General features: G+C 45.7%; 11 protein-coding genes and 1 tRNA gene. 9 read left to right on the top strand and 3 right to left on the bottom strand.

Annotated features, from left to right (window positions below):
• Positions 1 to 62: 62 nt before the first annotated feature.
• The 9 genes from QUB11_RS25990 (at position 63) to QUB11_RS25950 (ending at position 12,287) form a co-directional block, all read left to right on the top strand.
• Positions 63 to 581 carry a Ycf51 family protein gene (locus QUB11_RS25990; protein ID WP_333202485.1) on the top strand — a complete coding sequence of 173 codons (519 nt, stop codon included), beginning with the start codon at positions 63 to 65 and terminating at the stop codon, positions 579 to 581.
• 147 nt (positions 582 to 728) lie between these two features.
• The gene (locus tag QUB11_RS25985; RefSeq protein WP_333202487.1) at positions 729 to 2,066 is read left to right on the top strand and encodes an ATP-binding protein; all 1,338 of its coding nucleotides are present in this window, start codon (positions 729 to 731) and stop codon (positions 2,064 to 2,066) included.
• Positions 2,063 to 3,937, top strand: a complete 1,875-nt coding sequence (locus tag QUB11_RS25980) for a tetratricopeptide repeat protein (RefSeq protein WP_333202489.1) — start codon at positions 2,063 to 2,065, stop codon at positions 3,935 to 3,937. Before QUB11_RS25985 ends, QUB11_RS25980 begins: the two co-directional genes overlap by 4 nt.
• A 219-nt stretch (positions 3,938 to 4,156) precedes the next feature.
• On the top strand, positions 4,157 to 4,837 hold the full coding sequence (locus tag QUB11_RS25975; protein WP_333202490.1) for a Uma2 family endonuclease: 681 nt from the start codon (positions 4,157 to 4,159) through the stop codon (positions 4,835 to 4,837).
• 322 nt (positions 4,838 to 5,159) lie between these two features.
• Entirely contained in the window at positions 5,160 to 6,362 is a 1,203-nt protein-coding gene (locus QUB11_RS25970) for a tetratricopeptide repeat protein (protein WP_333202492.1), read from the top strand.
• Between the two features lie 79 nt (positions 6,363 to 6,441).
• The gene (locus tag QUB11_RS25965; RefSeq protein ID WP_333202494.1) at positions 6,442 to 7,965 is read left to right on the top strand and encodes a carboxypeptidase M32; all 1,524 of its coding nucleotides are present in this window, start codon (positions 6,442 to 6,444) and stop codon (positions 7,963 to 7,965) included.
• A gap of 129 nt (positions 7,966 to 8,094) precedes the next feature.
• Positions 8,095 to 10,515 (top strand): sucrose synthase, encoded by a 2,421-nt coding sequence (locus QUB11_RS25960; RefSeq protein ID WP_333202496.1) that lies wholly within the window; start codon positions 8,095 to 8,097, stop codon positions 10,513 to 10,515.
• 756 nt (positions 10,516 to 11,271) lie between these two features.
• Positions 11,272 to 11,982, top strand: coding sequence for a peptidoglycan-binding protein (locus QUB11_RS25955; RefSeq protein ID WP_333202498.1), 711 nt, complete (start codon positions 11,272 to 11,274; stop codon positions 11,980 to 11,982).
• A gap of 223 nt (positions 11,983 to 12,205) precedes the next feature.
• A tRNA-Leu gene (locus tag QUB11_RS25950) sits at positions 12,206 to 12,287 on the top strand.
• 82 nt (positions 12,288 to 12,369) lie between these two features.
• Here the strand turns inward: QUB11_RS25950 and QUB11_RS25945 are convergent.
• The 3 genes from QUB11_RS25945 to QUB11_RS25935 all read right to left on the bottom strand — a co-directional run bounded on the left by QUB11_RS25945 (position 12,370) and on the right by QUB11_RS25935 (position 13,791).
• Positions 12,370 to 12,639 (bottom strand): flagellar alpha dynein, encoded by a 270-nt coding sequence (locus QUB11_RS25945; RefSeq protein ID WP_333202500.1) that lies wholly within the window; start codon positions 12,637 to 12,639, stop codon positions 12,370 to 12,372.
• Between the two features lie 32 nt (positions 12,640 to 12,671).
• Positions 12,672 to 12,992, bottom strand: a complete 321-nt coding sequence (locus QUB11_RS25940; RefSeq protein WP_333202502.1) for a hypothetical protein — start codon at positions 12,990 to 12,992, stop codon at positions 12,672 to 12,674.
• 139 nt (positions 12,993 to 13,131) lie between these two features.
• Positions 13,132 to 13,791, bottom strand: coding sequence for a hypothetical protein (locus QUB11_RS25935; RefSeq protein WP_333202504.1), 660 nt, complete (start codon positions 13,789 to 13,791; stop codon positions 13,132 to 13,134).
• Positions 13,792 to 13,956 lie beyond the last annotated feature (165 nt).

Genomic DNA, 13,956 nt, shown 5'->3' with positions numbered 1-13,956 from the left:
CGGGTATCGGTAACTAATATCCACAGTCAACAGTCAACAGTCAACAGTCAACAAATCATCAAATGAGCGTAAATTCTAATCTCTTAATGTACGCCCAATGGGCGGGAATTCTGACAGTAGCTTTGGCTATTTTAACAGTTATAGCATTTATCTTCAAATGGGGTTTTCGCTTCCGATTGGTAGGAGTGACAAGCTTTATGGGAGTAATTGCTGCGAGTATATTTGGTCTGGGTTTGGGACTGTTTTCCCGCACAGAAATTCCCGGTGCGGTGCGCTATTCTTTAGTTTACGATACTGGCGGCGCTCAAACAGTAGTTACTGTGCCACCTACGATCACCGAATCAGAATTAGAAGCAACGATGCGGCAAGCGGCTGCGGATTTGTATTCTCCAGGGCGCTCTGGGCGGGGCAGAGACTACATGACCATCCGGGTTCGTACAGTGGTACATCCTGAACCTGGGCTGTCGCAGCCGCTGTTTTTGGGCGAGGTGAGGCGATCGATCGCGACTCGTTATGATGACAAAATGGCGATCGAAATCTTCCCCGAAAAAGTTGCTATTCTGAAAAAATATCAAGCTTAAAAGTAGTGATTGTTGGGTGCGCCATCTGCACCCAGCCTTTTGCATAGATTCGATCGCTCTTATTATAATTATCTGGGTTTATCCGTGTTAATCTGCCTTAAATCTGCGGTTGAGCCTATAAAAAACCAAAAATACTAAAAAAAATTTATGACTCAAAATACAGAACAACTACTAACAGACCTCACCGATGCCTTTAACCCATTTTATCCATTACCAGCAGGCGACCCGCAATATGTTGACTGTCAAGAAGTGCGAGGAGATGACAATATTACTCTAGACTTGGGCCGCAACATTCAGCGTTCCAAACAGATGACTTATCAGTTATACGCCGGACATCGGGGGGCGGGAAAGTCAACCGAATTGCTGCGCCTAGAGGATCATCTAAAAAAACAAGGTTATTTCGTCGTTTATTTTGCTGCTGACGAACAAGATATCAATCCCGAAGATACAGAATATACAGATATTTTGCTCGCTTGCACCAGGCACTTTTTAGAAGCAATTAAAGATGCTGACCCAAAACCTTTGCGCGATTGGATGGAAAGCCGCTGGAACGATTTAAAAGATTTAGCCCTGTCAGAAGTATCTTTTGAAACATTGAGCTTAGAGATGCAAATTTCTCAGTTTGCCAAGCTGACGGCGAATGTGAGAAACGAACCGAGTTTGCGCCAAAAAATTCGAGAAAAAGTTAATCCCTACACATTAACCCTGATTGATGCGTTGAATGAGTTTATTCTGAATGCTAAAAATAAATTGCCCAGCAAATATTCACAAGTGGTTGTGATAGCCGATAATTTAGATCGGATTGTGCCGTTTTCCAAAGACCCAGGGGGACGTAGCAATCTCGATGAAATTTTCTTAGACCGCAGCGAACAACTCAAAGCTTTAAAATGTCACGTAGTTTACACCGTACCGATTTCGATGGTGCATTCTAACCGCGCTGCCGATTTAAGCAATAATTATAGCAATCCTCCCCAAGTGCTACCGATGATTATGGTACGCAGACCCAGCGGTGAAGTTCACCCGCCGGGACTTGCTAAAATGAAAGAGTTGATTGAGAAGCGAGTAAAACAAGTTGATCCGCATTTATCTTTAGAAACCGATTTTTTTGACACCGCAGAAACTCTAGAAGGGCTGTGTTTGATGAGTGGAGGTCATGTCAGGAATTTGATGTTGATGATGCAAGAAGCTATCAAGAAGACGGATAATTTGCCCATTACTGCGAAAGCAGCGAAAAGGGCAATTACGAACCTGCGGGATGTTTACCGCAAAACTGCCGGACAAAATGAATGGTCTATTTTAGCAAAAGTATCTCTTTCTCGTCGGATACTGAATGACGAACAGCACCGCAATTTGCTATTTAGTCGCTGTATTTTGGAATACAGATACTTGGATGAAGAAGAAGAAATGCAGTCTTGGTATGATGTTCACCCGCTAATTAAAGGCATTCCGGAATTTAAGGAAGCAGTCGCACTACTTCAGCCATGAAACCAGAATCAATTGATTGGGACGAAGATTTACCGCCCGCAGAACCGGAGGAAGAATATCGAGATCTGATACGCGCTATCAAGCGGACAAAAGGCTTTAGCTTGTTATTTGTGGAGTGTTCCCCGGCGGAGGGAGAACGCTGGATTGCTAGAGTTAAAACAGATATTTCGCAGCAAAAGATTGAGGTTTTGCGGCTGAAGGAATCGGTTTATGATTTTTACAATCTAATTGAAGAGTTGCCAAATCGCGATCGCATCAATGTCCTATTCGTCCAAGGTTTAGAATATTCACTTTATGAATACGAACAAGAGAAAAAGGATCTCGGCTGGGAAAGTAAGGATATTTACTCTTACAGTTGGCGGGGAGTGCCGCCTGTTTTAATTAATTTAAACCAGCAGCGAGAACGATTTCGAGATAATTTTAAAATCTGTTTTGTTTTTCTGTTGCCTAAGTTTGCTATTGATTATTTTATTCAGCGGGCGCCGGATTTCTTTGATTGGCGATCGAGTTTATTTAAGTTGTCAATGGATAAAGAACTGCTGCAACTGGAATCAATACTAGCTTGTTCAGAAAGAGGAAAAAAAGAAGATTATTTGTCCCTAAGTCCCGAAGAAAGAAAACGGGAATTGGTGAAACTTCAAACTTTAATTGATGAAGAGCGGCAAACATCAGAACAAAAAGCTGAATTGTTTTTGGAACAAGCTTTATTGTATTTATCAGAGGAACAATATGCAAAGGCCCTCGCCTCTTATGACAAAGCCTTAGAATTCAAACCAGGTAAACACGATGCCTGCTACAATCGGGGCTATGCACTGTATAAATTAGGCAGGTTGGAAGAAGCTATCGCCTCCTACGACAAAGCCTTAGAATTCAAACCAGATTTTTTTCACGCCTGGTACAATCGGGGCAATGCACTGTATAAATTAGGCAGGTTGGAAGAAGCGCTCACATCCTACGACAAAGCCTTAGAATTCAAACCAGATAAACACGATACCTGGTACAATCGGGGCCTTGTACTGCGTAATTTAGGCAGGTTGGAAGAAGCGAGTGCCTCCTTCGACAAAGCCTTAGAATTCAAACCAGATGACCACGAAGCCTTGTACAATAGGGGCAATGCACTGTATAATTTAGGCAGGTTAGAAGAAGCGATCGCCTCCTACGACAAAGCCTTAGAATTCAAAACAGATTACCACGAAGCCTGGTACAATCGGGGCGTTGTACAGCGTAATTTAGGCTTCTTGGAAGAAACGATAGCCTCCTACGACAAAGCCTTAGAATTCAAACCAGATAAACACGAAGCCTGGAACAATCGGGGCAATGCACTGTATAAATTAGGCAGGTTGGAAGAAGCGATAGCCTCCTACGACAAAGCCTTAGAATTCAAACCAGATAAACACGAAGCCTGGGACAATCGGGGCCTGGTACTGCGTAATTTAGGCAGGTTGGAAGAAGCGCTCGCCTCCTACGACAAAGCCTTAGAATTCAAACCAGATAAACACGAAGCCTGGAACAATCGGGCCAGTGCACTAGATGATTTAGGCAGGTTGGAAGAAGCGCTCGCCTCTTACGACAAAGCCTTAGAATTCAAACCAGATTACTCCGACGCCTGGAACAATCGGGGCATTGCACTGGGTAATTTAGGCAGGTTGAAAGAAGCGATAGCCTCCTTGGACAAAGCCTTAGAATTCAAACCAGATTATTCCGACGCATTTTATAAGAAAGGTTACTGCTATGCCCTGGAAGGTAAAGTTAACTTATCTATTCAAAACTTTCTGCAAGCTGTCAAATTGAAGCCTGAAAAATACCCATTGCTCGCAAAAATTACTTGGATATTGACAGCATTCGATCGCATACTCGGTTTCAAGCCTTAATTCAAGGATAGGGACTTATCGTTGGGTGGGGGCGGGTTTATGAGGTTGTTAGTTATTGGCAGAAATTGTTGGCGAACCCGCCCCTACAGCATCACAAATACACACTATTTCTTAGTCTCGCGTTGCGCGGACTTGGTTTGTGTAGACGCGGTTTCAACCGCCGGGTCATCTGAATAAATAGTATAATTAAACTTAAGATACTTCTCGGAGACAACTACTATGCAAGTCACAACCGCAGAAATTATTTATCCTTCCAGCGACGGTCAACCAATGGCAGAAAGCACAATTCAATATGAATTAATTGTCAAAATCAAAGAAGGTTGCGAATCGCTGTTTAAAGATGACCCAAACGTTTTTGTCGCCGCCGATTTACTGTGGTATCCCGTTGAAGGGAAACCGGAAATTTCTCAAGCACCTGATACGATGGTGATATTTGGGAGGCCAAAGGGCGATCGCCTTTCCTACATACAATATCGAGAGGATAATATTGGCCCTCAAGTCGTTTTTGAGATTCGCTCCCATAACGACAGCAACACTAAAATGAATAAAAAACTTTCATTTTACCAGCGTCATGGGGTTGAGGAGTATTACCTTTACGATCCACAAATAAATGAACTGGAAGGTTGGCAAAGAATTGAGGGAAATTTAGAAGTTATTGAGCCGATGGAGGGATGGATTAGTCCGAGATTAGGTGTGCGATTTGAGTTGGGAGAAGATGGGTTAGAAATTTATCGACCTAATGGAGAAAAGTTTCTTTCCTATGCGGAATTAGAAGAAGAGAGGTTATTAGATCGTCAGCGCCTACAACAAGCAGATCAAAGAGCCGAACAAGCAGACCAAAGGGCAGAACGTTTAGCAGCTAAACTGCGCGAATTGAACATCGATCCCGATAGCATTTAACCGCGAATAAATGCTCAGAAGCCCGGTTTGTTTGAAAAATATGGTTGGTGGCGATCGCGCTTATTTGTGCTTTTAACGTAATCCTGTCAGCCCGATCGCCCTTTCCTCTTTTCTACGCAGTAATATAAAAAAAATAGTATTAATCTATACCTACAAATCCCCGATGTAGGATTATATTGAAAAAAATTGAAAAAGTCCCCAAATTCCTGTAAAATTGCCATAAATAACCAAATAGTCGCGATCGAAAGCACTCAAGAGCGAAAAAGATCGCATATAAAAAAGAAAAGAATCAATTAGACAAAAAATAATGAGGTGAAACCCCTTGCAAAAATTAGCCAGCATAGAAAAGCCGATCGACTCAGGGGAAAAATCCATAGCAGTCAACACCCAAAAGGCTCAAACATTGTACGATCGCGGCAACGCCCTAGAAGCAATGGGACGATTCCAAGCTGCGATCGAATCTTGGGAAGAAGCGATCGAACTTGAACCAAAATTTTATGAAGCGTGGTACAACCAAGGCGTAGCCCTCAAAAAATTGGGGCAGCTAGAAGAAGCGATCGCAGCCTACAACAAATCCATACAAATCAAACCAAACAATCCCGAAGCGTGGTATAATCGTGCCAACGTTTTGCGGAAGCTCAACAGACTCTCAGAAGCGATCGCATCCTACGAAAAGGCGATCGCACTCAACCCCAGCTACCCCGAAGCTTGGACGAACCGCGGCAACACCCTCGTCAGCTTAGAAAAATTATCAGAAGCGATAGCCTCCTACGAGAAAGCTATAGCCATCAAACCAGACTACTGCGAAGCTTGGTACAACAAAGCATTTGCCCTGAGAAAATCAGACCAAAATACAGCCGCGATAACTTCTTACGATAAAGCGATCGAACTTAAACCAAACTTGCCTCAAGCCTGGTACAACCGCGGCTTAGCCCTAGCCGATGAAAAACTCTACCCGGAAGCCGTCGCCTCCTACGACAAAACCCTGCAACTGCGGCCGAATTCCGCCGAAGCCTGGAACAAACGCGGCACGGCGATCGCACAAATGGGACAATTTGAATCAGCGATCGCATCCTGGGACAAAGCCCTCGCACTCAAGCCAAACGACAGCGAAACCTTTTACAACCGCGGCTTAGCCTTCGCCAACTTACAACGCTTTGAAGAAGCAATAGCCTCTTGGGATAAAACCCTAGAGTTGCAGCCAGACAACACCGAAGCCTGGTACAACCGCGCCGTCGCCCTCAAAAAAATTCAACGCTTTACCGAAGCGATCGCCTCCTACGATAAAATCATCGCACTCAAACCCGACGATCCCAATCTCTACTATCAAAAAGCTTGCATTTACGCCCTGGAAAAACAAGCAGGCGAGCTCACAAACAGCCAGGAACTTGTTGCCACCAGCATCCGGCTGGCGATCGAAAACTTATCCAAGGCGATCGAACTCAATCCGCATAAATACCGGGAATTGTGCAAAAATGACTCTAAATTGCGTACAATACGGGAAGAAGTGCGGTTTTTAGCTTGATTTCAGGGTAGCTATGATTGATGGAGACGGATGCCGCACTGCAACCTTTGTAGGTAAAACAGCACCATAAACCCCAATCATGCAAACCCTAGATAAAACTCAAGCAAAATTCGCTCAACTGGCAGCCCACCTCAGAGAAGTTAACGACATCGAATCAGCCTCGTCGCTGCTGCATTGGGATCAATCAACTTATATGCCCCCCAAAGGTGGAAGTGCCAGAGGCCGCCAGTTGGCTACTCTCAAACAAATATCCCACGAAAAATTTACAGATCCAAAAATAGGTGAACTCCTAGAAGACTTGCGTTTCTACGAACAAACCCTCCCCTACGACTCCACCGCAGCCAGCCTGATCCGCATAGCCCGCAGAGACTACGATCGCGCCGCCCGACTCCCGGCAACCTTCATGTCCGCACTCTGCCGCCACCAAGCCGACTGCTACGAAGCTTGGGCCGCGGCCAGGGCAGCCAACAACTTCGCAGCCGTCGAGCCGTATCTCGAAAAAACCCTAGAATTAAGCAGGCAATACGCCGACTTTTTCCCCGGCTACGAACACATCGCCGATCCTTTGATCGATCGTAGCGACTACGGCATGAAAGTATCCCTGCTGCGCCCGCTTTTCGCCCAACTGCGTCAAGAATTAGTGCCGATAGTCGAAGCCATCACCTCCCAACCTCCCGCCGACGACTCCTGCTTGCACCAAGACTTCCCCGAATTGCAACAACTAGAATTCACTCGCAAAGTTGTAGAACGCATGGGGTTCGACTTCCAACGGGGACGGCAAGACACCACCCTGCACCCGTTCATGACCAACTTCTCCATAGACGACGTGCGAATTACCACCCGCGTCTATGAAGACCACTTGGATCAAGCTTTGTTCAGCAGCATCCACGAAGCCGGACACGCCCTCTATGAACTCGGAAATTCCCCGGAATTTGAAGGTACCCTTCTGGCAGGTGGCATTTCCTCCGGCGTCCACGAAAGTCAATCGCGACTTTGGGAAAATATGGTCGGGCGCAGCCGCGGTTTTTGGGAATGTTTCTACCCGCAACTCCAAGGCGTATTTTTGCGACAGTTGGGACACGTATCCACTGACGCATTTTACCGGGCAATTAACAAAGTCTCGCGATCGCTCATCCGCACCGATGCCGACGAAGTAACCTACAACCTCCACGTCGCCATCCGCTTTGACCTAGAATTGGCAATGGTAGAGGGAAAACTAGCAGTGCGAGACCTCCCCGAAGCCTGGAACGAACGCTATAAAACCGACCTCGGCGTTGTCCCCCCCAGCGACAGCGAAGGCGCGATGCAAGATGTTCACTGGTATGTTGGTACGATCGGCGGAATGTTCCAAGGTTACACCCTCGGCAACTTGATGAGCGCCCAATTCTACGAAACAGCAGTAAAAATCAATCCTGAAATTCCCGTAGAAATAGAACAAGGCAATTTTAGCGTACTCCACAACTGGCTAAAACAAAACATCTACCAGCACGGCCGTAAATACACCGCTGTCGAATTGATCGATCGGGTTACAGGTTCACCTTTAACTATCGATCCCTTTATCCGTTACATTCGCCACAAATACGGGGAGTTTTATGTCATTTGAGGGATAGCAACTTCACTTTGCAGACTTTAAAATTACAAAAAAAGTAGCCGCTTAAAAAAAAGGGCGATACTGTTTGAGTATCGCCTAATTTCACAGCGGAAATCAAAAGTCTTAAATAAGGGAGTATGTATGTCTGAACTCTTTCAGGCTGTTATCGCCAGCGACGAAAAAACCGACTTGCGTCAGTTTGTCAGCGATTTACGCGCTTTGGGAAACAAATATTTACTGCGAAACGACATAGTTAACGCTTTTGCCGCTTACTGCACCAAATACGAAAAGCCCGAACAGTTCCATCAATCTTCTCTTTTAAGCAAACTGATTTACTACGTTCAGGAAATTATTCTCGAAGATGGCAGCCTTTGCGTCCTGCTGCGACCAAAAATTGCTAGTATGGAAATAGTGCGAGTTGCAGACGACTTGACTGTTGAGCAGATGACAGTGCAAGAATCGCTCGACGTGCGCGATCGCTACGTCAACCACTTTCACCCCCAAGAAGGCGACATTCTCGAACTAGATTTCGGCCCTTTTTACGATTATTCCCCCACAATTCGCGACCCCAAAAACATCGGCAAAGGAGTGCAATTCCTCAACCGATACCTGTCCAGCAAACTGTTTCAAGACCCCAGACAGTGGCAGGAAAATCTATTTAATTTCTTGGGTCTTCACCGCTACAACGGCCTACAATTACTAATTAACGATCGCATAAAATCCCAAGAACAACTTTCCGAACAAGTCAAAAAAGCCCTCACATTTGTCAGCGATCTTTCTGAAGAAGAACCCTACGAGAGATTTCGACTGGTGCTGCAATTGATGGGTTTCGAGGCAGGTTGGGGAAATACCGCCGCCCGCGTGCAAGAAACCCTAGGAATTCTTGACGAATTAATTGATTCCCCCGATCCGCAAACCCTAGAAGCATTTATTTCTCGCATCCCGATGATTTTCAAAATCGTCCTAGTTTCTCCTCACGGCTGGTTCGGCCAAGAAGGAGTTTTGGGGCGACCGGATACGGGAGGTCAGGTAGTTTATGTCCTCGATCAAGCCAAAAGTTTAGAGAAACAACTGCAAGAAGACATCCATCTTGCCGGTCTCGATAGTTTAGGCGTCAAACCTAAAGTAATTATTCTCACCCGGTTAATTCCTAACAGCGACGGTACGCGCTGCAACGAACGTTTGGAAAAAGTTCACGCCACAGAAAATGCTTGGATTTTGCGGGTTCCCTTCCGGGATTTCAATCCTAAAATGACTCAAAATTGGATTTCGAGATTCGAGATTTGGCCTTACTTGGAAACTTACGCGATCGATTCAGAAAAAGAACTGCTGGCTGAGTTTCAGGGAAAACCAGATTTAATTGTCGGCAACTATTCCGACGGCAACTTGGTAGCGTTTTTGCTGTCTCGCAAACTCAAAACTACTCAGTGCAATATTGCCCATGCGCTGGAAAAATCTAAATATTTGTTCAGCAATCTCTACTGGCAAGAATTAGAGGAAAAATACCATTTTTCGATGCAATTTACTGCTGATATAATTGCCATGAATGCAGCTAATTGTATTGTCAGCAGCACCTATCAAGAGATTGTGGGCCAACCCGATAGTGTCGGTCAGTACGAATCTTACCATTGTTTTACCATGCCGGATTTGTACCACGTTGTGAACGGGATTGAACTGTTCAGCCCTAAATTCAACGTAGTACCGCCGGGAGTCAACGAAAGTGTCTACTTTCCCTACACGCGGATAGAAGACCGGGTGCAAGGCGATCGCGATCGACTCAACGAACTACTATTTACTCTAGAAGACCCGGAACAAGTCTTTGGCAAACTCGACGATCCGCAAAAGCGCCCTTTATTTTCGATGGCGCGGCTCGATCGCATTAAAAACCTGACAGGCTTAGCAGAATTGTTCGGAAAAAGCCAGGAATTACAAGAAAAATGCAACTTAATTCTAGTAGCTGGCAAGTTGCGGGTCGAAGAAACCGACGACTACGAAGAAGCAGAAGAAATTAAAAAGCTCTACGCCATTATCGACCAATACAACCTTCACGGTAAAATTCGCTGGCTGGGAGTGAGGCTTTCCAAAAGCCTGTCGGGCGAAATCTACCGGGTAATCGCCGACGCCCAAGGTATATTTGTTCAGCCAGCATTATTTGAAGCTTTCGGCTTGACAATTCTCGAAGCAATGATTACGGGTATTCCCACTTTCGGGACGCAGTTTGGCGGCCCGCTGGAAATTATTCAAGATGGCGTAAATGGGTTTTATATCAACCCGACAAACCACGAGGATACCGCCCAAAAAATTATCGATTTTTTAGCGAAATGCGAACACAATCCCAACTATTGGTATGAAATTTCAACGCGAGGAATTGACCGAGTTTACAGCACGTATACCTGGAAAATTCACACTACCAAGCTGCTGACGCTGGCTCGGACTTACGGTTTCTGGAACTACTCGTCCAAGGAAAACCGCGAAGATATGCTCCGTTACATAGAATCGCTGTTTTATCTGATTTACAAGCCAAGAGCCAAGGCTTTATTGGCAGAACACGCAAATCGATAAGCCGCGAGTTTGGCTTTTTCTATCAAATCCGTTGGTATCGGAATTATTCATTTCTCTCTTCCCTTTCTCTGTATCCTCTGGGTCAAGAGGGGGTTTAATAATTCCGATACAACTGAGATGTTGCACCATTCTCGCTTAACAGGCAAGATGCCTGTTCCACAAGAAAATTCATCTCTTGTGGAACAGGCATCTTGCCTGTTCCTAAACAAGTAATTGAGAATGGTGCAACATCTCAGATACAACCGAAATTGATATTACGGGGGGATTGAAGGAAAAAACTTCGCCTCTGATGGATCAACTTTGTACAAAAGACGCCTGTAAAGATTTGTGAATGACGGCAGGTTTTGTACAAGAGGACTGAGGCTAAGAAACGCGGTTATACGAAAATATGGGCTTTGGTAACGAAACATCTCGGAATCAACCGGGTTTATTAGGAATAGTGCGAACCGGCCCCTACTTCTAACAGGTAACTTCCAACTCGCAACTTCTGAGTGCTGGTGTCCCGATTGCCGAAATTCTAGAGACCGGGGCGGATATAGCAACCGCGCCAGACGCTTAGAAGTTTCTTAATGGCCTAAACCAATGCGGTCTATTACCCCTTCCCTCGGACTTCTTGTTACCCGATCGCGAAGTCGAAAGTCTTTCTTCCTTCTTGCTTATGCTATATGTCTCAGAAAGCTGTCCGGGTAATACAATTAGATTTAGAAACTAGAAAACAGGGAAACCTTGTCAAACCTTACCAACAGGATGAAATTTATGCGTGTGACTACTGTTACGATTTTCAGCTTGATTTCTCTGCTCGCTCCCGGCTTAACCCGAAAGGCAACTGCTGCTTTTGACGCCGAACCCTTGGTGCAGGAAGAGTACCGCCGAGACTTTACGGCTCCCGCCGATCCGGGTGCGTCAGCATCGCCCGAGGGAAAGTCCCAAGCAGATATGTTTAACAAGCCTTTTTACGCGGGCGACCAGGCGCCAGTGAAAAAGGAAAAAACTATCTCGGCGGGTGCTGACGGGCCAGAAGTTGCAGCCATACAGCAGCGCTTGCAGGTGCACAGTTTCAAGGTGGGGACGATCGACGGTACCTATGGCTCTCGCACTACATCGGCGGTTCGTGCTTTTCAGCAGTCTAAGGGTTTGAGGGCAGATGGCATTGTGGATAAAGAAACTTGGACAGCTTTAGCAGCAGATCCAGCGTCGGCTCCTGAAACTGTGCAGAGCAATGCTCCAATTCTGAGCAATGCTGCTGTTCCCGGCAATCCTCCAACTCTTCTGAATAAAGGCGCTGTCGGTTCCAAGGTGAAGACGCTACAGGTGCGTTTGGAAATACAGGGTTACGATCCGGGCCCGATCGACGGCATTTTTGGCGCTCGCACTGCTACGGCTGTCAAGAGCTTTCAGGAGAATAAGGGTTTGACCGCTAGCGGCATGGTGGACGACACAACCTGGAAGGCGCTGGGCCAAAAGTAAGTGACAATTGAAAAATACGGAAAATTGCTGTGGCGATAACTCATGATTGAACCCGGTGTCCCAAAATGACCGGGTTTCTCGATGTTGGGCGATCGAGCAATGTGGTCATCAGCCTGCGGATTTATCAGTGGGTCGCTTTCTTCAATCTAAAATCTAAAATCTAAAATCTAAAATCGGTTGACCGATCACTCTGTTGTGTGCTATAGTATTTAAATGTCAAAATGCGGATATGGCGGAATTGGCAGACGCGCCAGATTTAGGTTCTGGTTCCGAGAGGAGTGAAGGTTCAAGTCCTTTTATCCGCACTACTCTTAACGCCTTGTACATCAATAGTTTCAGGTTGTTTACTCCATTAAAACTTACGCTTTCCGCTCATCCTTCGCTAATTTAGGTACTGAGGATTTCCAAAACCACCTCCATATCTGCCAAGTTCGCCCCGGATTTTTTGCGTCTGGCTTTTAATTGGTTGAGCAAGTCGGCCGGTTCTGGAAATTCTGCGACGGTCGGAGCCAAATTTTTAATTTCCTCCCGATCGCGCCGCGCTTCCTTGAGCTCTTGCTCCAACATCTGCACCTTCAGTCCCAAATCGCCGTTGCGCTCGTGTAACTCATTCAGTTCCTTATCCCATTCTGCAAGCTGCTTCTTGGCCGCTTTCAATTCCTGCCTGAGTGATTCATCGTTGCCGTCACTCAGGCACTCAATTTTCCCAGCCGTTCCTCAATGGCGGCCATCCGTTCCATCACCGGGTCAAGGCGATCGGCTACAACCTTGTCTACAGTGTCTACAATTTCTGTAGACACGACGCTATCATCGCTTCGTGTAGACAAATCTGTAGACGATGTAGACACTATAGGTGTAGACAAAGTAGACAGCGCTGTAGACGTGCCTGAGACTTCCTTGAGAATACGTTGTGCAGCTTGACTGACCGACTCACCGTCTAGCTTCTGAGCTTCTATCCAGTTCAGGAAGTGACCGGAAGCCCTGAATGATACGACTTGACTTTGACTCATTGTAGACACCTGTATACAGTATTTGTCTACAATAACTGATATCTGTCCACACTGTCAACATTTTGTCTACAAAACTTGTAGACATGAAAATCCCCCAATTAAGGGGGATGGGATTGAGCCGTCAGTTGTCAGGCAGTGGCTAAATTTTTCCTTGGAGATGGATGAGTTCAGTAATTCGATCGCGGACTAACTCGTCTTCTCCCTCCAACCAGTCAGCGATAGTAGCAGTGCTGTATTTCCGTCCCGGAGTATTCCATCCGAACATTTGAGTAAGCAGGGCTTGTAAATGTTCAGAACGGTACTCTGGCCACCAGGTTAGTGCAATGTCTCGCATTTTTTCTGCGTCCTCTGAGTTGATAACTTCAGGCACTGATGCCAATGCCGGCTCTGACTCTGGTTTTAATGGGGGCTGAGCTTGCGGAGATTGAGTGAGTATTTTTACCAGTTTCTCGCGCTCGCTGTCGGTAAGTTGAGAGAGTAAATTACAAACCTGACTAAAAGATGAGAAAACGTCCTCACCGTCCTCACCCGTCCTCTGTGCAAGGATTCTTGCCTCACTGCCATCCTCACCGCTTTTTTTGGGTGAGGATGGTAGTGAGGATGAAAACCCCGCAGAATCAAGCGGTGAGGATGGTGAGGATGAATTTCGACTCTTATCGACATCAGTCCTGACAATGCCAAGGTAGTAAGCCTCCCCTTTTGTTCGTTCACCCTCTAGACTTTGCTCTGTGTGACGATACTTTTCTAGCTTAGGAAAAATCTCGCAAAACCGAGCGTACAACTGGTTTATAGCTTTCACAGGGGTATCACGCCCTGGTAATTCGTTCCAAATCAGTTTCGGATTATCCTTCCGATCGGATTCAATCTCCAAAATGCCAGCGTCGATATAAGTAGTTAAACAAAATTAATTACATAAATAACTAATATGATATAATAAGAATATTAAGTATATTTAAAGAGGTTT

The sequence above is a fragment of the Microcoleus sp. B6-A1 genome (assembly GCF_036705085.1).
In the GTDB taxonomy this organism is placed as follows: Bacteria; Cyanobacteriota; Cyanobacteriia; order Cyanobacteriales; family Microcoleaceae; genus Microcoleus.
Note: the sequence above shows the minus strand (reverse complement) of the source record. Positions and strands in the feature narration are given on the sequence as shown.

What these genes read in the sequence shown, in the direction of transcription:
- QUB11_RS25985 (WP_333202487.1), top strand. Translation starts at nt 729, where the DNA reads ATGACTCAAAATACAGAACAACTACTAACAGACCTCACCGATGCCTTT.
- QUB11_RS25980 (WP_333202489.1), top strand. Translation starts at nt 2,063, where the DNA reads ATGAAACCAGAATCAATTGATTGGGACGAAGATTTACCGCCCGCAGAA.
- QUB11_RS25940 (WP_333202502.1), bottom strand. Translation starts at nt 12,992, where the DNA reads ATGAGTCAAAGTCAAGTCGTATCATTCAGGGCTTCCGGTCACTTCCTG.
- QUB11_RS25990 (WP_333202485.1), top strand. Translation starts at nt 63, where the DNA reads ATGAGCGTAAATTCTAATCTCTTAATGTACGCCCAATGGGCGGGAATT.
- QUB11_RS25960 (WP_333202496.1), top strand. Translation starts at nt 8,095, where the DNA reads ATGTCTGAACTCTTTCAGGCTGTTATCGCCAGCGACGAAAAAACCGAC.
- QUB11_RS25975 (WP_333202490.1), top strand. Translation starts at nt 4,157, where the DNA reads ATGCAAGTCACAACCGCAGAAATTATTTATCCTTCCAGCGACGGTCAA.
- QUB11_RS25955 (WP_333202498.1), top strand. Translation starts at nt 11,272, where the DNA reads ATGCGTGTGACTACTGTTACGATTTTCAGCTTGATTTCTCTGCTCGCT.
- QUB11_RS25965 (WP_333202494.1), top strand. Translation starts at nt 6,442, where the DNA reads ATGCAAACCCTAGATAAAACTCAAGCAAAATTCGCTCAACTGGCAGCC.